The organism is Blautia sp. An249 (genome assembly GCF_002159835.1).
GTDB lineage: Bacteria > Bacillota > Clostridia > Lachnospirales > Lachnospiraceae > Blautia_A > Blautia_A avistercoris.
In genome coordinates this window covers 159,345-185,561 of sequence record NZ_NFJL01000003.1, presented here as the reverse complement: position 1 = coordinate 185,561, position 26,217 = coordinate 159,345, and the positions used below count along the sequence as shown (strand labels likewise).

Here is a 26,217-nt window from a genome sequence, read left to right as displayed (position 1 = left end):
TGGAAACGTGATAAATGTAATTATTGAATTATCAAAATATCTGATTCTGACGCTTATGATTCTATACACTTTTCAGTGCTTTCATATGTTCCGCTACACAGATGAACAGGAGAAGCGCCATTTGCTGCGGAAACAGATTATGCTTACGTTCTTTATGAATTTTACGGCGTTTTTAAATATCTATCTGATTACAGAGGACTTTGAGGTGATTCTGTTTTATGTGGAAATGACAGGACTGTTCGCCGCCGTACAGATTTTATTCCGGATATTTTATAAAAAGGCTTCGCTGCTTCTGATTAACAATATGTGTATGCTTCTTAGCATCGGCTTTATTATGCTTTGCCGGTTGGATATGGAGAAGGCCAATAAGCAGCTTCTGATTGTTTCGGCAGCCTGTATTTTAAGTCTTATTATTCCGGTTATGATTCGGAAAATGAAATTTCTGAAAAAGCTTACCTGGGTTTACGCAGGCGCGGGTATCCTGCTGCTGACGATGGTGCTGGTTCTGGCCCAGACCACGTATGGAGCCAAGCTTTCTATCATGGGCTTTCAACCCACGGAGGTTATTAAAATTACCTTCGTTTTCTTTATGGCGGCTCTTCTGTGGAATGATGCCAGTTTCTCCCAGGTGGTAAAGGCTACGATTATCGGCGGTCTGCATGTGCTGATTCTGGTTTTCTGCCGGGATTTGGGAAGCGCGGCGGTATTCTTTATTACCTACCTGGTTATGATTTATGTAGCGACGAAAAAACTGCGTTATCTGGCCATCGGATTCGGCGGAGGCGCAGGGGCGTCGGTAATCGCTTATTTTCTGTTCGGACATGTCCGTCAGAGAGTGGTGGCCTGGAAGGATCCCATGGCAGTTTATAATGAGGAAGGCTATCAGATTGTTCAGTCGCTTTTTGCCATCGGAACCGGAGGCTGGTTCGGCATGGGACTGTGCCAGGGCTCTCCCAAAAGTATTCCCGTGGTAACGGATGACTTTATATTCAGTGCCATTTGTGAAGAACTGGGCGGACTTTTTGCCATTTGTATGATTCTGGTCTGCATGAGTTTCTTTCTGATGATTGTAAATATTTCTCTGCAGATTAAGAATCCTTTTTATAAACTGATTGCTCTTGGTCTTGGCACGGAATATGCGTTCCAGGTATTTCTTACCATTGGAGGGGCTACCAAATTTATTCCCATGACAGGTATTACCCTTCCCCTGGTCAGCTATGGCGGAAGTTCTGTGATGAGTACAATTATTATGCTGGCAATTATCCAGGGACTGTATATATTGAGAGAAGACGAGGATGAGGAATTTGAAAGACTTAAGCAGGAAACAGCAAAAAGAACTGAAAAAGCAGGCGAAATACGATGAAAAAATGAGAAAGAAAAAGAAACGGGCAAAAAACCGGGAATATGCCATTGTTTCGTATTTCTTTGTTTTTATCTTTGTGGCCATGATTGGATACCTGGTTTATTATGATGCTGTGAAAAGCGAAGAATTTATCAACAGCCCCTATAATACCAGACAGGACACCTTTGCCGATCGGGTTGTCCGGGGAACCATTCTTTCTTCGGACGGGGAAGTGCTAGCCCGTACCGATGTGGACGGAGAGGGAAATGAGACCAGGGTCTATCCTTATTCCAATATTTTCGCCCATGCAGTAGGATATGCGGATCAGGGAAAGAGCGGACTGGAGTCAGAAGCGAATTTTCAGCTATTGAGTTCCCATGCCTTTTTCCTGGAACAGATGAAAAACCAGTTTCAGGAACAGAAAAACACAGGGGATACGGTAGTGTCTACGCTGGACGCCAATCTGCAGGTTACAGCTTACAATGCCCTGGGAGACAGACGGGGCGCTGTGGTAGTTCTGCAGCCGTCTACGGGGAAAATTCTGGCCATGGTAAGCAAACCGGATTTTGATCCCAATACCATCGGAAGTGACTGGGAATATCTCATCAGTGATGAAAGCAACAGCAGCCTTTTAAACCGGGCTACTCAGGGCCAGTATCCTCCCGGATCCACTTTTAAAATTGTGACGGCTCTGGATTATTACCGGGAACATAAAACTCTGGAGGGATTTTCCTATCTTTGCCAGGGAACCATTACCCGGCAGGAACATACGATTCAGTGTTACGGAGGAGCTGTTCACGGACAGCAGGATCTGTATTCTTCTTTTGCCAATTCCTGTAACTGCGCTTTTGCACAAATGGGACTGGATCTGGGAGGGTCTTCTCTGGACGATACGGCAGATTCCCTTCTGTTTAACCAGAAGCTTCCGCTGACAATGAATTATAAAAGAAGCAGCTTTTCCCTGAACAACAGTTCCGGGGATCCTCTGATCATGCAGACCTCCATCGGACAGGGAAATACTCTGGTATCTCCTATGCATATGGCTTTAATTACCAGTGCAATTGCCAATAACGGGGTGCTGATGAAACCTTATATGATTGATCAGGTGCAGAATTATCAGGGAGAATCTGTAAGCCGGACGGAACCGGAGGTTTACAGACGTCTGCTAAGCACTCAGGAGGCAAATCTTTTAAATAAACTGATGCAGCAGGTGGTTACCAGCGGAACTGCCTCCTCTTTAAACGGAAGAGGATACAGTGTGGCAGGAAAGACAGGTTCTGCGGAATATACGGACACCGGAGAGAGTCATTCCTGGTTTGTGGGATTTTCCAATACGGAAAATCCGGATCTGGCAGTGAGTATTATCGTGGAGAGCGGTGGAACAGGGAGCGAGGCCGCCGTTCCCATTGCCGGAGCGATTTTTGACGCATATTATTACAGTTAACGACATCTTGTGAAATTAGTTGCCAGTTATCTGAAAAAGAGGTATACTAATAATAGTTTTTGAGACACACGCATTACAGGAGGAATTGCAATGATAGAAGCAACGAGCTGTGGCGGTGTGGTAATTCATCGTGGAAAGATACTGGCATTGTACAAGTCTTATAAAAACCGATATGAAGGATGGGTGCTGCCAAAAGGTACCGTGGAAGAGGGAGAATCCTTTGAAGAGACCGCTCTTAGAGAAGTCAGGGAAGAAACCGGCGTAGATGCTTCCATTATAAAGTATATCGGGAAAAGCCAGTACAATTTCACCGTTCCGGAAGATACGGTTACGAAGGAAGTGCATTGGTTCTTAATGACATCCGGAAGTTACCGCAGCAAGCCGCAGAGAGAAGAATTTTTTGTGGATTCCGGCTATTATAAATTCCACGAAGTTTATCATTTACTGAAATTTGCCAATGAAAAGCAGATTGTTGAAACTGCATACCATGAATATCTGGAACTGAAACGCACCAACCTGCTGAACGCACACAAATATTGTTAAGAGGAACAGGGGCTGTGAAAAGAATACAGCTCCTGGTTTAAATTAGAACAGACGGGCAATAATTAGACAGGGGATTTTATATGTTAAACTGGTATTCAAAACTTTTTGTGGGAGAAGGTGCAAGAAAAAACCTTTCCAGAACCATTCTGAAAATTAAGGCGGGACGGCTGGCAGCAGGAATTTATGTAATTACCCTTTCTGCCAATCCGGATAATCTGCTGGAATTTTTTCGTGCAGACCTTTTAAAACAGAAAGCTTTCCGGTTGAACTGTCCTCCTATTATCGGAATTGCAAAAGGCAAAGACGAGGCAATGGATTTGGTGGCTCAGATTCTGCAGGAAACTTATGCCTGTGCAGGAACGTTTTGTGTAGAAGAATACTTGAAAAACAGGTGATGTGATGCTACATATCCTATGGATTTTATTAAAGATAATATTGCTGATAGTCGGAATTGCGCTGGGACTTCTGCTTCTTTGTGTTCTTCTGGTTTTCTTTTGCCCCGTAACATACAGGGGAACCGGAAGTTATCAGAATAAGAAGCCGGAGGCGTCAGCTAAAGTTTCCTGGCTGTTTCATATCCTTACGTTTCAGTTTGAATACAGGGAGGAAACATCTGTATTCCAAGTGAAAATTCTGGGGATTTCCGCAGACAGGTATCAAAGTCTGCTGGGCCGTCTGAAAAGAAGGAAAAAGATTTCTCTGCCTCCCCAATCAGAGGAAGCGCCAAAAGAGACAGTTCCCTTTTCCGAAGCCGTAAAAGAAGAGGCGAAGCAGGAGGAGAAGAGCCCTGAGAAATCTGCAGAACCCGTAAAACCGGAACCTGTCCGGAATAAGAAAAGGGAAGAGAAAAAGAAAAAAGAGAAAACAGGGATTTTTTCCAGAATCCGAAAGAAGATTTCGGACTGGAAGAGGACATGGAAAGGACTGGGACGACAGATTTCATGGTGGAGAACCTTTCTGGAGCAGGAGCAGATTCAGGAGGCCCTTCGGTTTCTATGGTCGGAGATACGGGATTTGCTGAAACATATTTCTCCCAGACACTTATCCGGGTACGTACGCTTTGGGCTGGAAGATCCCTCTTTGACAGGGGCAGTGCTGGCAGGACTTGGAATTACCTGTCCCATACACAAAAACCGGCTGGAAATCCGCCCTGTATTTGACGAAACCGTGTTCGAGGCCCAGGCAAAGGTTTCCGGGCGCATATTCGGGGTTTTCCTTATAAAAATCCTGCTTTCTGTATACTTTAATAAAAATGTAAAATATATGATAAAGAGATGGAATCAAAAGGAGGGCTAAAGAGATGGCTGAAGAAAATACTTTCAGGGAAACCGTACAATCCTTATTCAAGGGAATGGACAGCTATATTTCGGCAAAGACAGTAGTAGGAGATGCGATTCATATTGGAGATACCATTATCCTGCCTCTGGTCGATGTAGCTTTCGGAGTGGGAGCCGGAGCATTCGCCGGAGAGAAAAAGAACAACGGAGGCGGCGGCCTGACCGGAAAACTGACCCCCTGCGCCGTGCTGGTAATCCAGAATGGAACAACGAAGCTGGTGAATATTAAAAACCAGGACGGGCTGACAAAAGTGTTGGATATGGTTCCGGATTTTGTAAATAAATTTACTTCTTCCGGCGAAACTGTCACCAAAGGAGAAGAGTAAGTATTCATTTTTTATTTTCCGGCATATACTGGAGTAAGGAGAAAAGCAGAAGAGGGGCTTTCCATGAATCGGTTGTTGGGATTCATACTCTTTTTCATCGGCGTGGGAATGGTGCTGGCTTTGGTTCTTCCCAGATGTGTCGCCACAGGTGTGATTGCCGGAGCTCTGCTTCTGGTAGGGTATCACTTGTTTTGCTGTTAATTAATGCCGCTACAGAGAAACCTGCAGCGGCATTTTTGTATTTTTTATTACAGAACAAAGAGGACAAGTCCTCGGAGCGATTTTTATGTAATAGGAAATCCGACGGAATTTCCTATTACATAAAAAATGCCCCTGCCGTTTAACGTGCAGGGGATGATTTTTTTGATTATGCTCTTTCTACTTTACCGGATCTCAGGCAAGAAGTACATACGTAAGTTTTCTTTGCAGCTCCGTTTTCTGTCTTAATCTTAACTGATTTCACATTGGATTTCCACATTTTATTGGATCTTCTATGAGAATGGCTCACATTGTTGCCAAAATGAGCAGCTTTTCCACAAATTGCGCACTTAGCCATTATAGCACCTCCTTGACGCTTTTTTTCAACAGATTTCATTTTAACAGAATGCCTCTTCTTTTGCAAGAGAAAAAGGAAAAAAATCAAATTATTATTTCATTTTTATGGAAAACGGGTTATAATACATACATAATTTATTTGAGAAAACAAATGGAGGTAACTATATGAATGGACGTATCGATTCCGGTCTGGGACAAATCGTCATTGATACAGATGTAATCGCAACCTACGCAGGTAGTGTTGCTGTCGAATGTTTTGGAATCGTCGGTATGGCGGCTGTCAGCATGAAGGACGGTCTGGTAAAACTTCTGAGAAAAGACAGTCTTAAGCACGGCATCAACGTAAAAATGGAAAATAACAAAATTCATCTGGATTTTCATGTAATTGTTGCCTATGGGGTAAATATCAGTACCATAGCTGAAAATCTGGTCAGCAATGTAAAATACAAGGTCGAAGCCTTTACAGGAATGGAAATTGAGAAGATCAATATCCTGGTGGAAGGTGTTCGTGTAATAGATTAATTAAGGAGGATACCTGCGTTGAATACAAATACCATTGATGCCGAAATGCTGTCTAAAATGTTTCTGGCTGGGGCAAAAAATCTGGAAAACAAAAAAGAATGGATTAATGAATTAAATGTTTTTCCGGTTCCGGACGGCGATACAGGAACAAATATGACTATGACGATCATGTCTGCTGCTTCTGAAGTCAGCCTGATAGAGACGCCCACGATGGAGAATCTGGCGAAGGCTATCTCTTCCGGTTCTCTGAGAGGAGCCCGGGGAAATTCCGGTGTTATTCTGTCTCAGCTGCTCCGTGGTTTTACAAAACGTGTGAAAAATGAAGAAGTTCTGGACGCTTTTACCATTGCAGAAGCTCTGCAGAAAGGGGTGGAAACCGCCTACAAAGCCGTTATGAAACCCAAAGAAGGAACCGTATTGACGGTTGCCAGAGAAACGGCCCAAAAGGCCAGGGAAATCGCTGAGGACTGTGAAGATCTGGAAACTTTTCTGGAAGATATTTTCGCCCATGCAGAAGCAACCCTGGAGAAGACACCGGAGATGCTGCCTGTCTTAAAGGAGGCGGGGGTCGTGGATTCCGGCGGACAGGGTCTGGTGGAGGTCTACCGGGGAGCCATTGACGCCTTCCTGGGAAAAGAACTGGATTTAAGCTTTGAGAAACCGGCGAAAGCTCCTTCCCTGACTCCTATAAGCCCCCAGGCGGAACAGGATATTAAATTCGGCTACTGTACAGAATTTATCATCCTGTTGGATAAAGAAATGCCGGAGACAGAGGAGAAGAGCTTTAAGGAATTTTTAAATTCCATTGGAGATTCCATCGTGCTGGTGGCGGACGATGAGATTGTCAAGGTTCATGTGCATACGAACCATCCGGGCAAGGCCATAGAAAAGGCTCTGACTTACGGCGCCCTTTCCAGAATGAAAATCGATAATATGAGGGAAGAGCATCAGGAAAAACTCATCAAAGACGCGCAGCGTCTGGCAGAAGAGCAGGCCAGACAGGAGCCGGAAAAAGAGGTGGGATTTATCAGCGTATCCGCAGGGGAAGGAATTGAGAAAATCTTCCGGGAATTAGGCGTGGATTATATCATTGAAGGTGGACAGACCATGAATCCCAGTACGGAAGATATGTTAAACGCCATTGAAAAAGTAAATGCAAAAGCCGTTTACATCTTCCCTAATAACAAAAATATCGTTCTGGCAGCCAATCAGGCCAGAGATCTCACGGAAGACAAGGATATTATTGTTATTCCCACAAAGACAATTCCCCAGGGAATCAGCGCTTTGATTAATTATGTACCGGAGAAAACCGTAGAAGAGAATACCCAGGCTATGATGGAAAGCATGCAGAATGTGAAGACAGCTCAGATTACTTATGCAGTACGGGATACCCGGGTAGATGAAAAGGAAATCCATGAAGGAGATATTATGGGTATCGGAGACGGCGGAATCCTTGCCGTATGTAAAGATATAGAAACCGCAGCAAAGGAAGCGGCTTTTTCCATGGTTGACGAAGATTCGGAAATTATCAGTATTTACTATGGAGAGGAAGTAAGCTTAGAGGAGGCAGAAGCTCTGGCAGAAGCTCTGGAAGACTGTTATCCGGACTGCGATGTGGAAGTAAATTACGGCGGACAGCCGATTTACTATTATATTCTTTCTGTAGAATGAAGCTTCGGGAATTAAAAGGAATCGGGGAAAAAACAGAAAAACTTTTTCAGAAAATCGGCCTTGAAACAACGGAAGATTTGCTTCAGTATTATCCCCGCACCTACGACGCTTACCAGGAGCCGGTTTCCATCGGGGAAATCGGCGAGGGAAGCCTGTGTGCAATAAGGGGAACAATTACTTCCGGAATCTATTTGAACCAGGTGAGAAATTTATCAGTTGTCTCAGTTACGGCTGCAGACAACAGCGGAAAGATTTCTCTTACCTGGTTCAACGCACGTTATCTGAAAAGTATCCTGAAAAAGGGAAGCGTGTTTGTATTTCGGGGGAAGGCGGTGAGAAAAAAAGGAACTCTGGTCATAGAGCATCCGGAAATTTTTACTCCTGCCGCCTATGAGGAAATGGTTCACCGTCTGCAGCCTGTCTACGGTCTGACCGCAGGGCTGACCAATAAACTGATCACAAAGACAGTGAAACAGGTTTTGGACAGGAAACCTTTATTTCAGGAATATCTGCCGGAAGAATACCGGGAGAAATACCATCTGGCAGATTATAATTTTTCTGTTACATCCATCCATTTTCCGGAAAATATGGAGATGCTTCTGTCTGCCAGGAAGCGTCTCGTCTTTGATGAATTTTTGTTCTTTATTTTGGCCGTCAGACGGCTGAAAGAGAAGACAGAAGATACGAAAAACGAATTCCCAATGAAGGAGGTCTGGTCCACAGAAACGGTTATCGAAAATCTGCCCTACACCCTTACCAATGCACAGAAAAATGTGTGGTATGAAATAGAGAGAGATCTGAAGGGACGCAGTCTGATGTCCCGTCTGATTCAGGGAGACGTGGGCAGCGGTAAAACGATTCTGGCCTTTCTGGGAATGATTATGACTGCAGAAAACGGGTATCAGAGCGCGCTGATGGTACCTACGGAAGTGCTGGCTCAGCAGCATTATCAGGCTCTTCTGCATTTGATAGAGGAAAACCGGCTGGATTTTTGCCGTCCACTTCTTCTTACCGGTTCCAATACGGCAAAGGAAAAGCGGGAGCGGCATCAGGCCATCGAATCCGGAGAAGCCAACCTGATTATCGGGACTCATGCCCTGATTCAGGAAAAGGTACATTACAAAGATCTGGCCCTTGTTATTACAGACGAGCAGCATCGGTTCGGTGTGCGTCAGAGAGAACGGCTGGCCTCTATGGGAGCCGTGCCCAATATCCTGGTTATGAGCGCGACTCCTATTCCCAGAACCCTTGCAATTATTTTGTACGGGGATCTGGATATATCTGTAATTGATGAACTGCCTTCCCGGAGGCTGCCCATCAAAAACTGTGTGGTAGATACTTCCTACCGTCCCAAAGCCTATCAGTTTATTCAAAGGCAGATTCAGGCAGGAAGACAGGTCTATATTATCTGCCCGCTGGTAGAGGAAAGCGAAGAGATGGAGGCGGAAAATGTACTGGATTATACGAAAAATCTGAAAGATATTTTTCCCGAAGAGATCTCTATTGCCTATCTTCATGGAAAGATGAAACCAAAAGAAAAGAATCAGATTATGGAGAAGTTTGCTTCCGGACAGATACAGATTCTGGTATCCACAACTGTGGTAGAAGTTGGGGTAAACGTTCCCAATGCTACAGTAATGATGATTGAAAATGCGGAGCGTTTCGGGCTGGCGCAGTTACATCAGCTGAGAGGAAGGGTAGGAAGAGGAGAGCACCAGTCCTATTGTATTTTTATCCAGGGAAATAAAGAAGAAAAGACTTCCAGACGGCTGAAAATTTTAAATGAATCCAACGACGGATTTTTTATCGCATCGGAGGATTTGCGGCTGAGAGGCCCCGGAGATTTCTTCGGAATCCGACAGAGCGGGGAAATGAATTTCCGGCTGGCGGATATTTATCAGGATTCAGAAATTCTGAAAAAAGCCAGTGAAGCGGCCGCAGGAATCCTCTCTCTGGATCCGGATTTAAACCTTCCTCAGTTTGCTCTTTTGAGAGAACGGCTGGAAATATACCAGGATATGAAACTGGAAAATCCGGGGCTCTGAGAAAAAAAACTTGCAAAATAATTAGAAACGTAGTATTCTATCAGCGATATAGAGTTTTAATTTTTTTAACTTGTAAGGAGGCTATTATGGCTAATAAAACAACAACCAAAAAAGCAGAACCTAAGGCAACAACTGCAAAAACAACCACAGCATCAAAGGCTCCTGCAAAGAAACAAGATGACGTAGCAACGACAGTTGTCGAGACCGAAGCAAAAGCAGAAAAGAAAACCACTGCAAAGACTACGAAAACTGCCGCTAAAAAACCGGCAGCTAAAAGAACAACGACCAGAAAGACAACTGCAAAAACTGCACCGGCGATAAACGAAGAAGTATATATTCAGTTTCTTGGAAGAGAAGTTTTTGCCAAGGATGTCGTAGAGAACATTAAAAAAGTATGGACCGATGAGATGGGCAAGAAAGCGGCAGATATGAAAGAACTTAAGGTATATATTAAACCGGAAGAAAATGCAGCTTACTATGTGATTAACGGTGATGTAACCGGCTGTGTGAGTTTATAATTACATGGGAAAAAGGCTCAGATGAGTTTGGTCATCTGAGCCTTTTTCGATTCAGTTAGTACTGTCCGCCAGTCATCTGTCTTTCCTGCGCTTCAATCATTTTCTTTACCATATATCCGCCTACGCTTCCGTTCTGTTTGGAAGTCAGGTTTCCGTTGTAACCGTCTGTCAGCGGAACGCCAAGTTCGTTTGCAACCTCATACTTAAAACGATCTAATGCACTTTTCGCTTCAGGTACTGCTGCTGTGTTTGAAGATTTTCTAGACATAATCATTTCCTCCTTGGTTGTTGTTTGTTTTGTGTTACAATGGTAGTATGTGATATTTAAAAAAATATAATCTAGAAATTGTTTCAAGAACTGGAGAAAAAATGGTAACATTTACGGAGAAAAAGATTATAATTATTAATTTTGCATAAAATTCAAAACTTAATTGCACTTTATTTAGCTATTTGTTATACTTAAACAAGAAGTTCTGAAGATATATGAGAAAAGAAACCGGGGATGTGAATTTATTAACGTATAGAGAGGTGGACGCAAGTATGAATTTAGGTATCATCGCACACAACAGTAAAAAAGTACTTATCGAGGATTTTTGCATTGCTTATAAAAATATTTTATCCAAACATGAGGTTTATGCCACCGGCACCACCGGGCGGAGGATTGAAGAAGCTACCGGGCTGCATGTGCACAAGTTTCTCTCCGGCAGCATCGGAGGAGACAAGCAGTTTATGGAAATGGTGGAGCGTCAGGATTTGGATCTGGTTATTTTGTTTTATAATCCGGTGATGGTGGATCCCAAGGAACCGGATGTGATTGCAATTGCAAAACGGTGCGATCAGTATAATATCCCGGTGGCAACCAATATTGCCACTGCAGAGCTTTTAATTTTAGGTCTGGCCCGCGGTGATCTGGATTGGAGATTGAATTTAAGATGAGAGTGATTGCAGGAAAAGCCAGAAGTCTTCCCCTGAAAACAGTTCCGGGTCTTGCCACCCGCCCTACTACAGATCGAATCAAAGAGACGCTTTTTAATATTCTGCAGCCGGAGCTTTTGGACTGCCGCTTTCTGGATTTGTTTGCAGGAAGCGGAGCCATTGGAATTGAAGCTTTAAGCAGAGGCGCTTTCCGGGGCGTATTTGTGGAAAAGGATCCCAGAGCTGTAAACTGTATTTTACAGAATCTTCAGTTTACCCATCTGAAAGAGCAGGCAGAGGTGATAAAGGCAGACGTTTTGCAGGGACTTTCCTGCCTGCCGCAGGAAGAGCCTTTTGACGTGATTTTTATGGATCCTCCTTATGGGAAAGAACTGGAAAAGCAGGTTCTTACTTATTTAAAAGATTCTTCTCTTGTTACACCCGATACCCTTTTGGTTGTGGAGACAGATTTAAAGACCGATCTGTCTTATGCAGAAAATCTTGGTTTTCAAATTACAAAAACAAAAAAATACAAAACAAATGCACACTATTTCCTGTGCAGAAAGTGAGAAACAGTTCTATGGTAATTGCAGTATATCCCGGCAGTTTCGACCCGGTCACTTATGGTCATTTAGACATTATTTACCGGGCAAGCAGCTCTTTTGATCAGGTAATTGTAGGAGTTTTATGCAATTCTGCAAAAAGTCCGTTGTTTTCTGGTGAAGAACGTGTTAATATACTAAAGAAGGTAACCGATGATATTCCAAACGTAACAGTGAAGCAGTTTGACGGATTATCTGTCAATTTTGCAATTGAGAATCAGGCAGGCGTGATTGTCCGCGGTCTCCGTGCGGTTACAGATTTTGAATATGAGCTTCAGATGGCTCAGACCAATCGTGTTCTCGCACCGAATGTGGATACGATCTTTTTAACTACCAGCCTGGAGTATGCGTATTTAAGTTCAACAACAATGAAAGAAGTAGCAGCGTTTGGAGGCGACATCAGTAAATTTGCACCGCCTCTTGTGGTAGAGGCAATTCGTGACAAAATGAACTTATAAGAGAAATTCATGAAATGAGGAGAGTGTACAAGTATGGCCAGCAGAATTGAACAAATTATCGAAGAAATTGAAGAATATGTAGACAGTTGTAAATATCAGCCCTTGTCTACAACGAAAATCGTGGTAAATAAAGAAGAAATCGAAGAGCTTTTAAGAGAGCTTCGTTTAAAAACTCCCGATGAAATCAAACGGTATCAGAAGATCATCAGCAACAAGGACGCTATCCTGGAAGACGCACAGGCAAAGGCGGACAATATCATTGCAGAAGCGCAGGCCAAAGCGCAGCAGCTGGTAACGGAACATGAAGTTATGCAGAAAGCTTATGCACAGGCCAACGAAACCATTAACTCTGCCAATAAACAGGCGCAGGAAATTCTGGATTCTGCAACTTCTGACGCCAACAGTATCCGCTTAAGTGCGATTACGTATACCGACGATATGATGGCGAATATCGGCAATTTAGTAAGCAATACCCTGGAAGACGCCGGAGAAAAATATAAAGTATTCATTGATTCTCTTCAGTCCTGTCTGGATGTAGTGAACCAGAACCGCCGTGAGCTGGCGCCTCAGACTGCACAGGCAGCCGCAATTTCCGGAAATCTTCAGGAAGACGACGACACCGACGATCTTCTGGACTCTTTAGAGGATGAATAAAGCAAGAATGAACGTAAGGATTCCGTTTAAGCATTTCCCTGCCAGACAGGGCAGAATGCTGAGATGGTTTTCATAGAGCACTCCTTTGGTCTGCGCCAGAATACATAAGCCCCCAAAGGAGGTAAAAGCCAGGGCAAGGGGGCCCAGAAGCTGACTGGAAAATCCGGACTGCCCCAGGAAAGAAAGGCCGGTGGAAATCTCGGTAAGTCCAAGTACCAGATATTTTCCTGTCAGAGAAAAGGGCCAGAATTTGGAAAGGAAGGCGGCTAAAACAGAAAATAGAAGAATATAACCGCCCAGCCTTGTAATGGTTTCAAATCCGTTCATGATGGAGGCATCTGCAAGTGCAGTCAGAGACTGTACGGAAGATGTCTCTTTTTCTTTTGGGAAAATCTCCGGACTCTGCATGGATTTTTTCTTTCTCCGGGAAAAGTAAACGCGGAAGATGAGGGAACATAAAAAGTCGGAGAGATAGATAATTCCCAGACTGCGTCCAATCAGATCCTCACGGTTCAGACAGTTTACAGCTACATAAGTGGAAATGAAAACAGGGCTGGCATTGTTGGCAAAGGTCAGAAGATATTTGGCCTCTGTTTTAGACAGTTTCCGGTTCCGGTAAAGATCTCCCGCCAGTTTGGCTCCCATGGGATAACCGCACAGCATTCCCAGAAGAAAGACATAGGCGCCATAAGGAGACAGACCCAGAAGGAATTTCCAGAGAAATCCCAGAGGTGATAAAATCTTCTCGATAAAATCGCTGTGTATTAAAAAATTAGACAGGATCATAAAGGGGAGCAAAGTGGGAAGAAGGGTAAAGAGCCAGAGATTTAAGCCCTGCCTGGACGCGGCCAGGGCCTCCCGGGGATATAAAAATAAAAACAAAAGCAAGAAAATAATACATGCAAGACTAACCTTTCGACCCATGGCGTTCTCCCTCCTTTCTATTCATTATATGAACCTTGAATTTATACATGAGTTGTGACATAATATTTTTTACTGTCATGTACATTTTATAGAAAAGATGGAGGAAATTATGTCAATCGCAGAAAAATATCAGCCAAACAGAGTTTTTCACTATTTTGAAGAAATTTGTAAAATCCCGCATGGTTCCGGAAATACGAAAGAAATCAGCGACTATCTGGTAAATTTCGCAAAAGAGCAGGGACTTTCTTATTATCAGGACGAGGCAAATAATGTGATTATCTATAAACCGGGAAGAAACGGGGGAGAAAATGCTCCCGTGGTTATCCTTCAGGGACATATGGACATGGTATGTGAAAAAGAGCCGGAGACAGAGCATGATTTCACAAAGGATCCCCTGGAATGTTATGTGGAAGACGGACGTATCCGGGCCAGAGGAACCACTCTTGGAGGAGACGATGGGATTGCCCTGGCGTACTGTCTTGCTCTCCTGGAGAGTGATCAGCTTGTACATCCTCCTTTGGAGGCGGTATTTACCACGGACGAAGAAATCGGTCTTCTGGGGGCTGACTTCCTGGACTGCAGCCTCTTAAAAGGGAAAACCATGATTAATCTGGATATGGAAGAAGAGGGTTCTATTTATACCGGCTGCGCCGGAGGTGTGACCGGAATCAGCGAAATTCCGGTTCGAAGAGTTAAAGCAGAAGGAATGAAAATTTCTATTACCATCGGAAACCTTACAGGGGGACATTCCGGATCGGAAATAGATAAAAACCGGGCAAACGCTAACATTCTTATGGGGCGTCTTCTGTATGAGCTCTCCAGAGAAATTCCGGTTGGAGTAGAAGAATTATCCGGAGGGCAAAAAGATAATGTAATTCCCCGCCAGTGCCGTGCAGTCTGCTGTATTGCGCCGGAAGATAAGGAGGCTCTGGAAGAGTTTCTGAAAAACTCCTGCAGGACCTTTAGGAGAGAATATGCGGGCAGCGATGAGAATATAGAAATTCAGTGTACGGTTCTTCAGGAACTGGAAGAGGGAGAAATTCTTCATCCTTCCAGTCAGGAGAAAATTCTGTTCTATCTGAGAAATCTTCCCTGGGGTGTGCAGAAAATGAGCGGCCTTATGGAAGGGCTGGTGGAGACTTCCACAAATCCCGGGGTTGTGTCCCTGAAAAAAGAGACGTTTTGTGTCATTTCCGGCGTCCGCAGTTCGGTTCTCAGCCAGAAAGAAGAGCTGTCGGGACGGATACAGTATCTCACAGAATTTCTGGGAGGGGACTATACGGAAACCGGAAAGTATCCGGCCTGGGAATATAAACCGGAGTCTCCTTTAAGAGAACGTATGGTTTCCATCTTTGAGAAGGAAAACGGATATGCGCCCCGGGTGGGGGTTATCCATGCAGGACTGGAGTGCGGAATTTTTTATAACCGGATTGAAGATCTGGACTGCGTGTCCATCGGTCCGGATATTTATGATATTCATACTCCAAAGGAGGCTCTTGACATTGCATCTGCCAACCGGGTCTGGGAGTATCTGCTGAAAGTTCTGGAAAATCTTTCACTGGAATAAAACAACAGAGGAGTTCTTTTTTCCTCTTCTTATGCATATCCTTTATAGGTACGGATTAGAAGGTGGGATCCACAATGAGTCGTCGCAAGAGTATCTGCCTGCAGATTTTTCTCCTGTGTTTGCTTCTCGTTTTTCTTACACCCATACGGCTGTATTTAAAGGAGCGGAGTAAGGTATCCGGATTCGAGGCGACATCCAATGAGACAGATTCCTTTCGCAGACAGGAAATCTCCCTTTCCCTGCTGGAAAAAATTGACCGGGAGTGTCAGAAAGAAGGACTTGACTTTTCAGAAGGAATTACGCTGACCATGCTTCACGGGGACTTTGAACCGGATACTGTATTTCTGCAGGATGAACTGTATCTGAAATATAAGGAAGAAGCCTATCTGTCCATGCTGAACAGTTACCAGGGAATCTGGGAAGACGTTCAGTGTTTCCCGGTACTTATGGAAGAGGGCTATTATGAGGATACCTGGATGGCGCCCAGGAATTATCGGGGCGAACGGACCCATGAAGGCACAGATATATTCGGCGATGTGGAACTTGCAGGGTATTATCCGGTCGTGAGCATGACGGACGGTATTGTGGAGAAAGTTGGCTGGCTGCCTCTGGGCGGATACCGCATCGGGATTCGGAGCCCTTCGGGAGGCTACTATTATTATGCCCACCTGGATTCCTATGAAAAAAATTTTCAGGAAGGGGAGGCGGTAACGGCAGGACAGATTCTTGGATTTATGGGAGACAGCGGTTATGGAACCGAAGGTACCAAAGGGAAGTTTGCAGTTCATCTGCATTTGGGAATCTACATCCGGACAAAGCACCATAAGGAATTAAGTGTAAATCCTTATCCGGTTTTAAAGTACACAGAAAAAAATATACAAAACAGTAAATTTTGAAGATTTTTTTTACTATCTATGATATACTAAATCTTAATGTATGGAAATGGTAAGGAGAGAGTTACATGGAAATACAATTATGGCGAAATATTTTATGCCCATATGAATTGGCAGTAAAAGAATTAATTCTGAAATTTGAACATCTGATTATTGAGCATAAAGAAAACGATTTGTATTCCCCTATTGAACAGGTGACGGGAAGAGTAAAAAGTGTATCCAGTATCCTGGAGAAAATACACCGTAAAAATATTCCCATGGAAAAACTGGAGCAGGAAGTAGAGGACATTGCAGGAATCCGTATTATCTGTCAGTTTGAAGAAGACATTGACGCAGTAGCTTCCATGATTCAGAAGCGTTCCGATATGGAAATCAAAAGTGAAAAAAATTATCTGAAACATATTAAACAGAGCGGTTACCGCAGCTACCATCTGATTATCTATTATACGGTGGAAACCGTGCACGGGCCGAAAAAACTGCAGGTGGAAATTCAGATTCGGACGCTGGCCATGAATTTCTGGGCCACCATCGAACATTCCCTGCAGTATAAGTATAAGGGGGATATGCCTCCTCATGTGACCGAACGCCTGGCAAAGGCGGCGGATGCGATTGTATCACTGGATCGGGAAATGTCTTCTGTCAGAAGCGAGATTATGGACGCCCAGATTTCTTCCCAGATTCAGTCTAATTTAGTGGCGGATATTCTCAATAACATTGAGAATTTATATAAGGTATCCAATCAGCGGGAAGTGATGAAAATCCAGGATGAATTTTTAAGAGTGTTTCAGACCAAGGATATTCGTCAGCTGGAACGGTTCCACAGACAGCTGGATATTATTGCGGAAGGATACCGGGCGCAGTCTGTATCTTCCAAACTTTAACACAGGAGAAAATATGTTAGAAAACAAGAAAGCGGTTATATTTGATTTAGACGGAACTTTAGCGGACTCTATGTGGGTATGGCCGGAAGTGGATCTGGAGTTTCTGGGAAAGCGAAATCTTACCGTGCCGGAGGATCTTGCCGACGCCGTGGAGGGGATGGGATATACCGAGGTTGCGGTCTATTTTAAGGAGCGGTTTAACCTGGAAGAGTCTGTAGAGGAAATAAAGGAGATATGGACGGCGATGGCTCTGGACTGTTACCGCAGACGGGTGCCCCTGAAACCGGGAGTAAAGGAATTTCTGGCCTGGTTAAAAGAGCGGGAATTTCAAATCGGGGTGGCCTCCAGCAATTACATCGGTCTGATTGAGGCAGTTTTGGAAAGTCATCAGATTTGTTCTTATTTTGATGTAATTCTGACAGCCTGCGATGTAAAAAAAGGAAAGCCTGCGCCGGATGTGTACCTGGAAACAGCCAGACAGCTTGGGGTACAGCCGGAGGAATGCCTCGTTTTTGAGGACATCTGCGCCGGAATCCGGGCAGGGAAGGCAGCAGGAATGGACGTATGCGCTGTCCATGATTCTTTCAGTGTATACCAGGAAAAAGAGAAACGAAGCCTTGCGGACTATTACATACATTCCTATTTGGAAGTAATCAGCCATCAGTATGAGGAATTAAGATGAAACAGGAATTTTTACCAATCAGCCGGAAAGAAATGGAAGCTCAGGGTCTGTCTCAGATGGACTTTGTCTATATCACCGGGGATGCCTATGTGGATCATCCCTCTTTTGGTGCGGCCATTATCAGCCGTCTTCTTCAGAGCAGGGGATATTCCGTGGGAATCATCCCTCAGCCCGACTGGAAAAATCCTGAGAGTATCCGGGTGTTCGGCGAGCCTCGCCTGGCTTTTCTGGTTACGGCAGGAAATATGGATTCCATGGTTAATCATTATACGGTTTCTAAAAAACACCGCCAGAAAGACGCCTATTCTCCCGGGGGAAAGATGGGTCTTCGACCTGACAGGGCAGTTACCGTTTATGGAAATCTGATTCGTCAGGTCTATAAGCACACCCCTGTGATTCTGGGCGGAATAGAAGCCAGTCTTCGGAGACTGGCTCATTATGATTATTGGGAAGATAAACTGAAACGCTCTGTTTTGCTGGACAGCGGGGCGGATCTGATTTCCTATGGAATGGGGGAACATTCCATTATAGAAATTGCAGAGGCTCTGGACAGCGGGCTTTCGGTGAAGGATTTAACTTATATTCCGGGAACCGTCTGCCGCTGCCGGAACCTGGACCATATTTACGATCCCCTTCTTTTGCCTTCTTTTGAGGAGATGAAAAAAGAAAAAAAGATCTATGCTGAAAGTTTCCGTATTCAATATGAAAACACAGATTCCATAACCGGAAAAATTCTGGCGGAGTATTATGAAGGGCAGGGTTATATTGTACAGAATCCCCCGGCGCGTCCCTTAACTACCCGGGAAATGGATGATATTTATGAGCTGCCCTATACCAGAACCTGGCATCCCGTTTATGAGAAGGACGGAGGTATTCCGGCTCTGGAGGAAGTAAAGTTCAGCCTGACCAGCAACCGGGGATGTTTCGGAGGCTGTTCTTTCTGCGCACTGACTTTTCACCAGGGAAGAATTCTGCAGATAAGAAGTCAGGAATCTCTGGTAAAAGAAGCGGAAAGCTTTGTGAGAGATCCGGATTTCAAGGGGTACATCCATGATGTGGGCGGGCCTACGGCGGACTTTCGTATCCCATCCTGTAAAAAACAGCTGACCAAGGGCGTCTGCAAAAACCGGCAGTGTCTCTTTCCGTCTCCCTGTCCCAACCTGGAGGCGGATCATGAGGATTATCTGCAGCTTCTGGAGAAACTGCGTCAGATTCCGGGGGTGAAGAAAGTCTTTATCCGATCCGGAATCCGGTTTGACTATGTAATGGAAGATAAAAACAGAAAATTCCTAAAGGCCCTGGTGGAACATCACATCAGCGGACAGCTTCGGGTGGCTCCGGAGCATGTGTCGGACTCGGTTTTATATTATATGGGAAAGCCCAGGCATCAGGTTTATCAGAAATTTATAAAGGCCTATGAAAATGAGAACCGGAAAACAGGAAAGAAACAGTATGCACTTCCGTACTTTATGTCTTCCCATCCCGGCAGTACGGTCCGGGACGCGGTGATACTGGCAGAATACATCAGAGATATGGGATTTACCCCGGAACAGGCTCAGGATTTCTACCCGACTCCTTCCACACTGTCTACCTGTATGTATTATACCGGTCTGGATCCCCGTACGATGGAACCGGTTTATGTTCCCCGTTCCCCAAAGGAAAAAGCCATTCAGAGGGCTTTTATTCAGTATCGGAAACCGGAAAACCGGAAACTGGTTACAGAAGGGCTGAAAATGGCTAAAAGAGAAGATTTGATTGGCTTTGACAGCCGCTGTCTGATCCGCCCTTCAAAAGAGGAGAGGGGCCTGACAAAGGAAGCAGGGAAAAGAGAACGAAAAAAGAAAACCATACGAAACATACATAAGAAATCCCAGAAAAACACCAGAAAGAAGTGAGGAAACCCATGCAGAAAGTACACAAAGGCGATTATGGATATTTTCAAAGTGAGAAAAAGAGACGACTTATCATTACGGCAGTTCTGTTTGCAGTTCCCCTGCTTATATTTTTTACGGGTTGGATTTATTTTCAGTCCCGGGCCAGTATCTGTACAGTTATCGCAGTGGTGGGCTGCCTTCCGGCCTGCAAATCTCTGGTTGGCCTGATTATGATTTTCCGGTGCGCCAACATGGATCCCAAACGATATGAAACCATTCGGAACCGGGCCAAAAATCTGACCATGAGTTATGAAATGTACGTTACTTTTTATGAAAAAAGCGGGTACATCGACGCTTTTGCCATCTGCGGAAATGTGGTTGCCGGATACAGCAGCAGCAAGAAAATTGACGCGGCGTTTATGGAAAAGGAAATTGAGAAAATTTTAAGAAAAAACGGATATGCAGTTACTGTTAAAATATTTACCGGCTTAAATTCTTATCTGGAACGGTTGGATTCCCTGGTGGAACATAAGGATTCTCTGGAAAGCAAAATCGAATTTAAGCCCAATGAGCAATATCCGGATTTGTCCCGAAACGAGCTGATTAAACATACGATTCTGGCTATCAGTCTGTAAGGAGTTTTCATGAAGGAATTTATCATAAAAGAAAACGAGGCAGGACAGCGGTTCGACAAATACCTGGCCAAGCTTCTTTCAAAAGCCCCCAAAGGGTTTGTCTATAAAATGCTTCGCAAAAAGAATATTAAATTAAATGATAAAAAAGCATCCGGAGGAGAAAAGCTTCAGCCCCGGGACAGAGTATCCGTTTATTTAAGCGATGAAACCTTTGCAAAATTCAGCCCCTCCCGGGAAGTTTCTTATGAATCAGGAGAAAAGCTGAACATCCTTTATGAGGACGCTCACATTCTTCTGGTAAATAAACCGGCGGGGATGCTCTCTCAGAGGGCATCGGGCAAAGAGCCCTCTCTGGTAGAATATCTCATCGGCTATCTGGTTGAGAGCGGACAGCTTACCAGGGAAGAGATGGCGACCTTTCACCCCTCTGTCTGCAATCGTCTGGACAGAAATACCAGCGGAATCATAGCCTGCGGGAAAAGCCTGACCGGTCTGCAGGAATTGGCCCGTCTGTTTTCCGGGCGGCTTCTGCATAAAAAATACCTTTGTATTGTGAAAGGGGTTATTAAAAAAGAAAAATTTATCAAAGGATATTTGCATAAAGATGAAAAATGTAATAAAGTAAGAGTGTATCTTCAGGAAAGGGAGGATGCAGTTCCCATTGAAACCCAATACACACCGTTAGGGGACAATGGATCTGTCACCCTTCTTTGCGTTACCTTATTTACGGGACGCTCTCACCAGATTCGTGCCCATCTGGCAAGTACGGGCCATCCGCTTCTGGGGGACAGGAAGTATGGAGATACGGCAGTGAATGAAAAAATGTATCGAAAATATTCGTTAAAGCATCAGCTTCTGCATTCTTTTCTTTTAGAGATGCCCAGGCTGGACGGAGCCCTCGGGCCGGTTTCCCAAAAGGTTTTCTGCGCCCCGGTTCCTGCTTTATTTCAAAATATATTGAAGGGCGAAAGCCTGGAGGAGAGTTATTATGAAATTCTGGAAAGAAATATGGGAATTTGCGCAGCTGATTCTGTTTGTACTCATCTTCGTTGTGATTGTGGATCAGGTAGTATTAATTAATGCGAAAATTCCCTCTGAATCTATGGAAAAAACCATTATGACCGGCGACCGGATCTTCGGATTTCGGATGGCTTACGGGCCGAATCTGCAGTTTTTCGGCAAACATGCGGGCTATAAGATGAAAGATCCGGAACGTTTCGACGTGGTAATCTTTAAATATCCGGATGACGAATCCCAGCTTTTTATTAAAAGAATTATCGGCCTTCCGGGAGAAACGGTAAATATTGTGGACGGAAAAGTTTACATTAATGATTCCAAAGAGCCTCTGGACGACAGCTTCGTACCGGAAGAGCCGGTGGGAAGTTTCGGCCCTTATGAAGTTCCGGAGGATTCCTACTTTATGCTGGGGGACAACCGGAACTATTCCAAAGACTCCCGGTTCTGGGAGAACACCTATGTTACCTTTGATCAGATTGTGGGGAAGGCGCTGTTTCGTTATTACCCGTCTCTGAAGATTATCGGATAAGAGACAGGGCAGGAGGAGCTTATGGGAACCTGGAATACGCGGGGACTTCGGGGGTCTACCCTGGAAGATATGGTAAACCGCACCAATGAACAATATCAGGAAAAAGGCCTGGCCCTTATACAGAAAATACCGACGCCGATTACTCCTGTTAAGATCGACCAGGCACACCGCCACATTACGCTGGCATATTTTGAACAGCGCAGTACGGTGGACTATATTGGGGCTGTGCAGGGAATTCCCGTCTGCTTCGACGCAAAGGAATGCTGCACAGATACCTTTCCGTTGGCGAATATCCATCCCCATCAGATGGAGTTCATGAAAAAGTTTGAAAAGCAGGGAGGAATATCCTTCCTTCTTCTTTTTTTCAGTCACAGAGATGCATTTTATTATATGCCTCTGCGACAGTTGGAAATTTTCTGGGAGAGAAGGGAACAGGGCGGCAGGAAAAGCTTTAAACTGGAAGAACTTTCCCCGGGGTTTTATCTGAAGAAACACGGAGGATTTCTGGTTCCGTATTTGGATGGGATTCAGGAGGATCTGAAAATGCGGGATTGACAGAAAATAGTCAATGTGCTATCGTAGTATCGAATTAGCACTTTAGCAAAATAAAGAATCAGGAGGAAGTTATGAACCGGACTTTACATACACCGGAGGGTGTCCGCGATGTTTACGGAAAAGAATGCGCACAGAAACTGGAGTTAAACCAACGGCTGCATCAGGTACTGCTTAATTACGGATACGAAGACATCGAGACCCCGACCTTTGAATATTTTGAAGTTTTCAGCCAGAAGGTAGGAACCATACCTTCGAAAGATTTGTATAAGTTTTTCGACCGGGAGGGAAATACTTTGGTTTTAAGACCGGATTTTACCCCCTCTGTAGCCAGGGCCGCATCCACCCACAGCGAGGGGGAACTCTGCAGGAAACTCTGTTATACAGGGAAAACTTTTATTAACCACGGCGATCACAGAGGGATGCTTAAGGAAGTCACCCAGATTGGGGCGGAGTCCATTGGGGATGCCACGGCAGAGGCAGACGGTGAAATTCTGGCCATGATAGTGGATTTGCTTTTGCAGGCAGGCCTGGAGGAATTTCAGATCAGCGTGGGTCAGGTAGATTTTTTCAAATCTCTGCTGGAAGAGGCGGGGATGACCCAGGAGATGGAGGAAGAACTTCGCTCTTTGATTTCCAGCAAAAACTTCTTCGGTGTGGAAGAACTTCTTCGTCAGCAGAATCTTTCCCAGGAGCTGCAGCAGTCCTTTTTAAAACTGCCTCAGTTATTCGGAGGCGCCGAAGTACTGGATGAGGCAAGGCAGATTACTTCCAACGAAAAGGCTCTTGCCGCCATTGACCGGCTGGAAGAAATCTATCAGGTTCTCTCCTGTTACGGATACGAGAAATACATCAGCTTTGATCTGGGAATGTTAAGTAAATATCAGTATTATACGGGAATTATTTTCCAGGCGTTTACCTACGGTACCGGGGAGCCCATTGCCAAGGGCGGCCGCTATAACCACCTGCTGGAACAGTTTGGAACTCCTGCGGCGGCCATTGGATTTGCCGTTACCCTGGAACTGCTGCTGAACGCCATTTCCAGACAGAATCTTCCTCTTCCGGAGGAAAGGGAGCTTCTCGTGATGTCTTACGGTCCATCAGACAGAAAAGAAGTCATTGAAAATGCCCAGAAGCTGAGAAAAAAAGGCATACGGGTACTGCTTAAAAGACGGGAGGACGTATAGATGAAATATTTAACCATTGCTTTGACGAAAGGACGCCTGGCAAGCAAAACACTGGAATGTCTGGAGAAAATCGGAATTACCTGCGAGGAAATGAAAGATAAAAGTTCCAGAAAATTAATCTTTGTAAACGAGGAGCTGAAGCTGCGCTTTTTCCTGGCCAAAGGACCCGATGTTCCCACTTACGTGGAATACGGCGCAGCGGATATTGGCGTTGTGGGTAAGGATACCATTGTGGAAGAGGGTCGCAAGCTGTTCGAGGTGCTGGATCTGGGATTCGGAAACTGCCGGATGTGCGTCTGCGGACCTGCCTCTGCCAGAGAGTTTCTGGATGGCAGCCGCCAAATCCGGGTAGCCACCAAATATCCCAATATCGCCAAAGATTATTTTTATAATAAAAAACATCAGACCGTGGAAATTATTAAGTTAAACGGCTCCATTGAGCTGGCTCCCATTGTGGGACTTTCAGAAGTCATCGTGGATATTGTAGAAACCGGAAGTACTTTAAAAGAAAACGGACTGGAAGTCCTGGAAGAAATCTGTCCTCTGTCTGCACGTATGGTAGTTAACCAGGTCAGCATGAGGATGGAAGGAGAACGCATCAAAAAATTAATCAATCAGTTAAGAGAAAAGAGTGAATAAAATGAAAATCATCCCATTAACCCCGGAAACAAAAGAGAACATCCTGGAAAATCTGTTAAAAAGAAGTCCCAGTCAGTATGGGGAATACGAAGAGAGAGTAAACCAGATTCTGGCTAAAATAAAAGAAGAAAAAGATCAGGCTCTCTTTGCCTATACAGAGGCTTTTGATAAAGTCAGGATTACCAAAGACACTATCCGTGTATCTGATGAAGAAATCGAAGAGGCTTATGGCCTGGTGGATCCGGCGCTGATACAGGTTATTCGGAAATCCCTGGAAAATATCCGCGCTTACCATGAACGTCAGCGGCAGAACAGCTGGTTTACCAGCAGTGAGAAGGGAACCATGCTGGGACAGAAAGTGATCCCCATGGAAAAAGTCGGCGTTTATGTCCCCGGGGGAAAGGCTGTCTATCCCTCTTCTGTGTTAATGAATATTGTACCGGCCAAAACGGCCGGGGTTTCCCGTATTATTATGACCACGCCGCCGGGAAAAGACGGAAAGGTCAATCCCTCCACCCTGGTTGCGGCAAAGGAGGCCGGAGCGGATGAAATTTACAAGGCAGGAGGCGCCCAGGCCATCGCCGCTTTGGCTTACGGGACAGAGAGTATCCCTAAAGTGGATAAAATCGTAGGCCCGGGAAACATTTATGTGGCCCTGGCCAAAAAGGCCGTTTACGGTCATGTAAGTATTGATTCTGTGGCCGGCCCCAGTGAAATCTTAGTGCTGGCAGATGAAACGGCCAATCCCCGTTATGTGGCAGCTGATCTGCTTTCACAGGCAGAACACGATGAAATGGCTTCTGCCATTTTAATTACTACCAGCAGGGCTTTGGCTGAAAAAGTGGAAAAAGAAATACAGGGATTCCTTCAGGTTCTCTCCAGAAGAGAAATTATTGAGAAATCTCTGGAACAGTTTGGGTATCTGCTGGTGGCACAGACCCTGGATGAAGCCATTGAAACTGCCAATGCCATTGCCTCAGAACATCTGGAAATTGTAACGGAAAATCCTTTTGAAGTAATGATGAAAATCCGCAATGCGGGAGCTATTTTTATCGGGGAGAACAGCTCTGAGCCTCTGGGAGATTATTTCGCAGGCCCCAACCATGTGCTTCCCACCAATGGAACAGCCAAATTCTTCTCCCCTCTTTCGGTAGATGATTTTGTAAAAAAATCCAGTATTATTTACTACTCCAGAGAAGCTCTGGAAGAAATTCACAAGGATATTATGCAGTTTGCCCAGTCGGAACAACTGACTGCCCATGCCAATTCCATTGGGGTGCGGTTTGAAAAGGAGGATTAAGATGAGAGAGGCTTCTGTGGAACGAAATACAAAAGAAACGCAGATTAAATTAAAGCTGAACCTGGACGGTACGGGCCTTTCCGATATTACCACGGGAGTGGGATTCTTTGATCATATGCTGGACGGATTTACCCGTCACGGCCTGTTTGATCTGGCCCTTCGTGTGTCCGGAGATTTGCAGGTGGACGATCACCATACCATTGAGGATACGGGGATTGTTCTGGGAACGGCAATTGCGGAAACTGCAGGAGACAAGAAGGGAATCCGCCGCTATGGAAGCTGTATTTTGCCCATGGACGAGGCTTTGGTGCTCTGTGCGGTGGATTTGTCAGGAAGACCTTATCTCTCCTTTGACGGGGCGTTTACCGCCGATAAAATCGGAGATATGGCGTCAGAGATGGTTCGGGAATTCTTTTACGCCGTTTCTTATTCGGCGAAAATGAATCTCCATCTGAAGGTGTTAACCCCGGGCAATAATCACCATGTGGCAGAAGCCATGTTCAAGAGTTTCGCCAAGGCGCTGGATATGGCGGTGTCTTATGATTCCAGAATTACCGATGTTCTCTCCACCAAGGGAACATTATAAGAAAAATCAGGAAAGGATA

General features: G+C 44.8%; 31 protein-coding genes. 28 read left to right on the top strand and 3 right to left on the bottom strand.

The features are described 5' to 3' along the window. The first annotated feature begins 7 nt into the window (after nucleotides 1–7). The 7 genes from B5F53_RS04810 to B5F53_RS20075 all read left to right on the top strand — a co-directional run bounded on the left by B5F53_RS04810 (nucleotide 8) and on the right by B5F53_RS20075 (nucleotide 5,193). The gene (locus B5F53_RS04810) at nucleotides 8–1,363 is read left to right on the top strand and encodes an FtsW/RodA/SpoVE family cell cycle protein (RefSeq protein WP_087220566.1); all 1,356 of its coding nucleotides are present in this window, start codon (nucleotides 8–10) and stop codon (nucleotides 1,361–1,363) included. Then, nucleotides 1,296–2,786, top strand: coding sequence for a peptidoglycan D,D-transpeptidase FtsI family protein (locus B5F53_RS04805; RefSeq protein WP_087220563.1), 1,491 nt, complete (start codon nucleotides 1,296–1,298; stop codon nucleotides 2,784–2,786). Before B5F53_RS04810 ends, B5F53_RS04805 begins: the two co-directional genes overlap by 68 nt. A 90-nt stretch (nucleotides 2,787–2,876) precedes the next feature. After that, nucleotides 2,877–3,329: an NUDIX hydrolase gene (locus B5F53_RS04800; protein WP_087220560.1), complete on the top strand. Its 453-nt coding sequence runs from the start codon at nucleotides 2,877–2,879 to the stop codon at nucleotides 3,327–3,329. Between the two features lie 80 nt (nucleotides 3,330–3,409). Continuing rightward, nucleotides 3,410–3,724: a hypothetical protein gene (locus B5F53_RS04795; protein ID WP_087220557.1), complete on the top strand. Its 315-nt coding sequence runs from the start codon at nucleotides 3,410–3,412 to the stop codon at nucleotides 3,722–3,724. A 4-nt stretch (nucleotides 3,725–3,728) separates the two neighbouring features. Next, nucleotides 3,729–4,625: a DUF2953 domain-containing protein gene (locus B5F53_RS04790; RefSeq protein ID WP_087220554.1), complete on the top strand. Its 897-nt coding sequence runs from the start codon at nucleotides 3,729–3,731 to the stop codon at nucleotides 4,623–4,625. Nucleotides 4,626–4,629: 4 nt separating this feature from the next. After that, the gene (locus tag B5F53_RS04785; RefSeq protein WP_087220549.1) at nucleotides 4,630–4,992 is read left to right on the top strand and encodes a GerW family sporulation protein; all 363 of its coding nucleotides are present in this window, start codon (nucleotides 4,630–4,632) and stop codon (nucleotides 4,990–4,992) included. Nucleotides 4,993–5,055: 63 nt separating this feature from the next. Next, nucleotides 5,056–5,193, top strand: a complete 138-nt coding sequence (locus B5F53_RS20075; protein ID WP_204246906.1) for a hypothetical protein — start codon at nucleotides 5,056–5,058, stop codon at nucleotides 5,191–5,193. Between the two features lie 166 nt (nucleotides 5,194–5,359). Here the strand turns inward: B5F53_RS20075 and rpmB are convergent, their stop codons facing one another. After that, on the bottom strand, nucleotides 5,360–5,548 hold the full coding sequence (gene rpmB / locus B5F53_RS04780; protein ID WP_087220546.1) for a 50S ribosomal protein L28: 189 nt from the start codon (nucleotides 5,546–5,548) through the stop codon (nucleotides 5,360–5,362). Between the two features lie 164 nt (nucleotides 5,549–5,712). On the opposite strand from rpmB, the gene B5F53_RS04775 reads away from it, so the two are divergent. The 4 genes from B5F53_RS04775 to B5F53_RS04760 all read left to right on the top strand — a co-directional run bounded on the left by B5F53_RS04775 (nucleotide 5,713) and on the right by B5F53_RS04760 (nucleotide 10,303). Beyond that, nucleotides 5,713–6,069, top strand: a complete 357-nt coding sequence (locus B5F53_RS04775) for an Asp23/Gls24 family envelope stress response protein (RefSeq protein ID WP_087220543.1) — start codon at nucleotides 5,713–5,715, stop codon at nucleotides 6,067–6,069. Between the two features lie 18 nt (nucleotides 6,070–6,087). After that, a complete protein-coding gene (locus B5F53_RS04770; protein WP_087220540.1) occupies nucleotides 6,088–7,740 on the top strand; it encodes a DAK2 domain-containing protein in 1,653 nt (550 codons plus the stop codon). Next, the gene (gene recG / locus B5F53_RS04765) at nucleotides 7,737–9,785 is read left to right on the top strand and encodes an ATP-dependent DNA helicase RecG (RefSeq protein ID WP_087220537.1); all 2,049 of its coding nucleotides are present in this window, start codon (nucleotides 7,737–7,739) and stop codon (nucleotides 9,783–9,785) included. Before B5F53_RS04770 ends, recG begins: the two co-directional genes overlap by 4 nt. Nucleotides 9,786–9,871: 86 nt before the next feature. After that, a complete protein-coding gene (locus B5F53_RS04760) occupies nucleotides 9,872–10,303 on the top strand; it encodes a DUF6465 family protein (RefSeq protein ID WP_087220534.1) in 432 nt (143 codons plus the stop codon). A gap of 55 nt (nucleotides 10,304–10,358) precedes the next feature. On the opposite strand, the gene B5F53_RS04755 is transcribed toward B5F53_RS04760, so the two are convergent. After that, the gene (locus B5F53_RS04755) at nucleotides 10,359–10,571 is read right to left on the bottom strand and encodes an alpha/beta-type small acid-soluble spore protein (protein WP_204246905.1); all 213 of its coding nucleotides are present in this window, start codon (nucleotides 10,569–10,571) and stop codon (nucleotides 10,359–10,361) included. Between the two features lie 272 nt (nucleotides 10,572–10,843). Between B5F53_RS04755 and B5F53_RS04750 the strand changes: the two genes are divergently transcribed. The 4 genes from B5F53_RS04750 to B5F53_RS04735 are packed head-to-tail and all read left to right on the top strand — an operon-like array spanning nucleotide 10,844 to nucleotide 12,932. Continuing rightward, nucleotides 10,844–11,239, top strand: coding sequence for a methylglyoxal synthase (locus B5F53_RS04750; protein ID WP_087220768.1), 396 nt, complete (start codon nucleotides 10,844–10,846; stop codon nucleotides 11,237–11,239). Continuing rightward, nucleotides 11,236–11,787: a 16S rRNA (guanine(966)-N(2))-methyltransferase RsmD gene (gene rsmD, locus B5F53_RS04745; protein ID WP_087220531.1), complete on the top strand. Its 552-nt coding sequence runs from the start codon at nucleotides 11,236–11,238 to the stop codon at nucleotides 11,785–11,787. Before B5F53_RS04750 ends, rsmD begins: the two co-directional genes overlap by 4 nt. A gap of 11 nt (nucleotides 11,788–11,798) precedes the next feature. Beyond that, nucleotides 11,799–12,278 carry a pantetheine-phosphate adenylyltransferase gene (coaD, locus tag B5F53_RS04740; RefSeq protein WP_087220528.1) on the top strand — a complete coding sequence of 160 codons (480 nt, stop codon included), beginning with the start codon at nucleotides 11,799–11,801 and terminating at the stop codon, nucleotides 12,276–12,278. 33 nt (nucleotides 12,279–12,311) lie between these two features. Next, entirely contained in the window at nucleotides 12,312–12,932 is a 621-nt protein-coding gene (locus tag B5F53_RS04735) for an ATPase (RefSeq protein WP_087220525.1), read from the top strand. Here B5F53_RS04735 and B5F53_RS04730 read toward each other — a convergent pair. After that, nucleotides 12,918–13,856, bottom strand: coding sequence for a hypothetical protein (locus tag B5F53_RS04730; RefSeq protein WP_087220522.1), 939 nt, complete (start codon nucleotides 13,854–13,856; stop codon nucleotides 12,918–12,920). The two genes, B5F53_RS04735 and B5F53_RS04730, sit on opposite strands and share 15 nt — an antisense overlap. Nucleotides 13,857–13,965: 109 nt before the next feature. On the opposite strand from B5F53_RS04730, the gene B5F53_RS04725 reads away from it, so the two are divergent. The 13 genes from B5F53_RS04725 (at nucleotide 13,966) to hisB (ending at nucleotide 26,198) form a co-directional block, all read left to right on the top strand. Further along, on the top strand, nucleotides 13,966–15,423 hold the full coding sequence (locus B5F53_RS04725; RefSeq protein WP_087220519.1) for an aminoacyl-histidine dipeptidase: 1,458 nt from the start codon (nucleotides 13,966–13,968) through the stop codon (nucleotides 15,421–15,423). Between the two features lie 74 nt (nucleotides 15,424–15,497). Continuing rightward, complete coding sequence (locus B5F53_RS04720) at nucleotides 15,498–16,319, top strand: M23 family metallopeptidase (protein WP_242970245.1); 822 nt, start codon at nucleotides 15,498–15,500, stop codon at nucleotides 16,317–16,319. Nucleotides 16,320–16,384: 65 nt separating this feature from the next. Then, a complete protein-coding gene (locus B5F53_RS04715; RefSeq protein ID WP_087220516.1) occupies nucleotides 16,385–17,197 on the top strand; it encodes a GTP pyrophosphokinase in 813 nt (270 codons plus the stop codon). A gap of 13 nt (nucleotides 17,198–17,210) precedes the next feature. Next, a complete protein-coding gene (locus B5F53_RS04710; RefSeq protein WP_087220513.1) occupies nucleotides 17,211–17,879 on the top strand; it encodes an HAD family hydrolase in 669 nt (222 codons plus the stop codon). After that, nucleotides 17,876–19,774: a YgiQ family radical SAM protein gene (locus B5F53_RS04705; RefSeq protein ID WP_087220510.1), complete on the top strand. Its 1,899-nt coding sequence runs from the start codon at nucleotides 17,876–17,878 to the stop codon at nucleotides 19,772–19,774. Before B5F53_RS04710 ends, B5F53_RS04705 begins: the two co-directional genes overlap by 4 nt. An 8-nt stretch (nucleotides 19,775–19,782) precedes the next feature. Further along, nucleotides 19,783–20,388: a hypothetical protein gene (locus B5F53_RS04700; protein WP_087220507.1), complete on the top strand. Its 606-nt coding sequence runs from the start codon at nucleotides 19,783–19,785 to the stop codon at nucleotides 20,386–20,388. A gap of 9 nt (nucleotides 20,389–20,397) precedes the next feature. Further along, a complete protein-coding gene (locus B5F53_RS04695) occupies nucleotides 20,398–21,468 on the top strand; it encodes an RluA family pseudouridine synthase (RefSeq protein WP_087220505.1) in 1,071 nt (356 codons plus the stop codon). Further along, nucleotides 21,377–21,934 carry a signal peptidase I gene (lepB, locus tag B5F53_RS04690; RefSeq protein WP_087220502.1) on the top strand — a complete coding sequence of 186 codons (558 nt, stop codon included), beginning with the start codon at nucleotides 21,377–21,379 and terminating at the stop codon, nucleotides 21,932–21,934. Before B5F53_RS04695 ends, lepB begins: the two co-directional genes overlap by 92 nt. A 21-nt stretch (nucleotides 21,935–21,955) precedes the next feature. Next, nucleotides 21,956–22,489 carry a Holliday junction resolvase RecU gene (locus tag B5F53_RS04685; RefSeq protein WP_087220499.1) on the top strand — a complete coding sequence of 178 codons (534 nt, stop codon included), beginning with the start codon at nucleotides 21,956–21,958 and terminating at the stop codon, nucleotides 22,487–22,489. A gap of 71 nt (nucleotides 22,490–22,560) precedes the next feature. Then, on the top strand, nucleotides 22,561–23,673 hold the full coding sequence (gene hisZ / locus B5F53_RS04680; protein WP_087220496.1) for an ATP phosphoribosyltransferase regulatory subunit: 1,113 nt from the start codon (nucleotides 22,561–22,563) through the stop codon (nucleotides 23,671–23,673). Beyond that, the gene (hisG, locus tag B5F53_RS04675) at nucleotides 23,674–24,312 is read left to right on the top strand and encodes an ATP phosphoribosyltransferase (protein ID WP_087220493.1); all 639 of its coding nucleotides are present in this window, start codon (nucleotides 23,674–23,676) and stop codon (nucleotides 24,310–24,312) included. 1 nt (nucleotide 24,313) lies between these two features. Next, the gene (gene hisD, locus B5F53_RS04670) at nucleotides 24,314–25,612 is read left to right on the top strand and encodes a histidinol dehydrogenase (protein WP_087220490.1); all 1,299 of its coding nucleotides are present in this window, start codon (nucleotides 24,314–24,316) and stop codon (nucleotides 25,610–25,612) included. 1 nt (nucleotide 25,613) lies between these two features. Then, nucleotides 25,614–26,198 carry an imidazoleglycerol-phosphate dehydratase HisB gene (gene hisB / locus B5F53_RS04665; protein ID WP_087220487.1) on the top strand — a complete coding sequence of 195 codons (585 nt, stop codon included), beginning with the start codon at nucleotides 25,614–25,616 and terminating at the stop codon, nucleotides 26,196–26,198. Nucleotides 26,199–26,217 lie beyond the last annotated feature (19 nt).

Bases quoted from the DNA above. Each gene is read 5' to 3' on its own strand.
- B5F53_RS04805 (WP_087220563.1), top strand. From the start codon at position 1,296: ATGAGGAATTTGAAAGACTTAAGCAGGAAACAGCAAAAAGAACTGAAA.
- B5F53_RS04800 (WP_087220560.1), top strand. From the start codon at position 2,877: ATGATAGAAGCAACGAGCTGTGGCGGTGTGGTAATTCATCGTGGAAAG.
- B5F53_RS04795 (WP_087220557.1), top strand. From the start codon at position 3,410: ATGTTAAACTGGTATTCAAAACTTTTTGTGGGAGAAGGTGCAAGAAAA.
- B5F53_RS04790 (WP_087220554.1), top strand. From the start codon at position 3,729: ATGCTACATATCCTATGGATTTTATTAAAGATAATATTGCTGATAGTC.
- B5F53_RS04785 (WP_087220549.1), top strand. From the start codon at position 4,630: ATGGCTGAAGAAAATACTTTCAGGGAAACCGTACAATCCTTATTCAAG.
- B5F53_RS20075 (WP_204246906.1), top strand. From the start codon at position 5,056: ATGAATCGGTTGTTGGGATTCATACTCTTTTTCATCGGCGTGGGAATG.
- rpmB (WP_087220546.1), bottom strand. From the start codon at position 5,548: ATGGCTAAGTGCGCAATTTGTGGAAAAGCTGCTCATTTTGGCAACAAT.
- B5F53_RS04775 (WP_087220543.1), top strand. From the start codon at position 5,713: ATGAATGGACGTATCGATTCCGGTCTGGGACAAATCGTCATTGATACA.
- recG (WP_087220537.1), top strand. From the start codon at position 7,737: ATGAAGCTTCGGGAATTAAAAGGAATCGGGGAAAAAACAGAAAAACTT.
- B5F53_RS04760 (WP_087220534.1), top strand. From the start codon at position 9,872: ATGGCTAATAAAACAACAACCAAAAAAGCAGAACCTAAGGCAACAACT.
- B5F53_RS04755 (WP_204246905.1), bottom strand. From the start codon at position 10,571: ATGTCTAGAAAATCTTCAAACACAGCAGCAGTACCTGAAGCGAAAAGT.
- B5F53_RS04750 (WP_087220768.1), top strand. From the start codon at position 10,844: ATGAATTTAGGTATCATCGCACACAACAGTAAAAAAGTACTTATCGAG.
- rsmD (WP_087220531.1), top strand. From the start codon at position 11,236: ATGAGAGTGATTGCAGGAAAAGCCAGAAGTCTTCCCCTGAAAACAGTT.
- coaD (WP_087220528.1), top strand. From the start codon at position 11,799: ATGGTAATTGCAGTATATCCCGGCAGTTTCGACCCGGTCACTTATGGT.
- B5F53_RS04735 (WP_087220525.1), top strand. From the start codon at position 12,312: ATGGCCAGCAGAATTGAACAAATTATCGAAGAAATTGAAGAATATGTA.
- B5F53_RS04730 (WP_087220522.1), bottom strand. From the start codon at position 13,856: ATGGGTCGAAAGGTTAGTCTTGCATGTATTATTTTCTTGCTTTTGTTT.
- B5F53_RS04725 (WP_087220519.1), top strand. From the start codon at position 13,966: ATGTCAATCGCAGAAAAATATCAGCCAAACAGAGTTTTTCACTATTTT.
- B5F53_RS04720 (WP_242970245.1), top strand. From the start codon at position 15,498: ATGAGTCGTCGCAAGAGTATCTGCCTGCAGATTTTTCTCCTGTGTTTG.
- B5F53_RS04715 (WP_087220516.1), top strand. From the start codon at position 16,385: ATGGAAATACAATTATGGCGAAATATTTTATGCCCATATGAATTGGCA.
- B5F53_RS04710 (WP_087220513.1), top strand. From the start codon at position 17,211: ATGTTAGAAAACAAGAAAGCGGTTATATTTGATTTAGACGGAACTTTA.
- B5F53_RS04705 (WP_087220510.1), top strand. From the start codon at position 17,876: ATGAAACAGGAATTTTTACCAATCAGCCGGAAAGAAATGGAAGCTCAG.
- B5F53_RS04700 (WP_087220507.1), top strand. From the start codon at position 19,783: ATGCAGAAAGTACACAAAGGCGATTATGGATATTTTCAAAGTGAGAAA.
- B5F53_RS04695 (WP_087220505.1), top strand. From the start codon at position 20,398: ATGAAGGAATTTATCATAAAAGAAAACGAGGCAGGACAGCGGTTCGAC.
- lepB (WP_087220502.1), top strand. From the start codon at position 21,377: ATGAAATTCTGGAAAGAAATATGGGAATTTGCGCAGCTGATTCTGTTT.
- B5F53_RS04685 (WP_087220499.1), top strand. From the start codon at position 21,956: ATGGGAACCTGGAATACGCGGGGACTTCGGGGGTCTACCCTGGAAGAT.
- hisZ (WP_087220496.1), top strand. From the start codon at position 22,561: ATGAACCGGACTTTACATACACCGGAGGGTGTCCGCGATGTTTACGGA.
- hisG (WP_087220493.1), top strand. From the start codon at position 23,674: ATGAAATATTTAACCATTGCTTTGACGAAAGGACGCCTGGCAAGCAAA.
- hisD (WP_087220490.1), top strand. From the start codon at position 24,314: ATGAAAATCATCCCATTAACCCCGGAAACAAAAGAGAACATCCTGGAA.
- hisB (WP_087220487.1), top strand. From the start codon at position 25,614: ATGAGAGAGGCTTCTGTGGAACGAAATACAAAAGAAACGCAGATTAAA.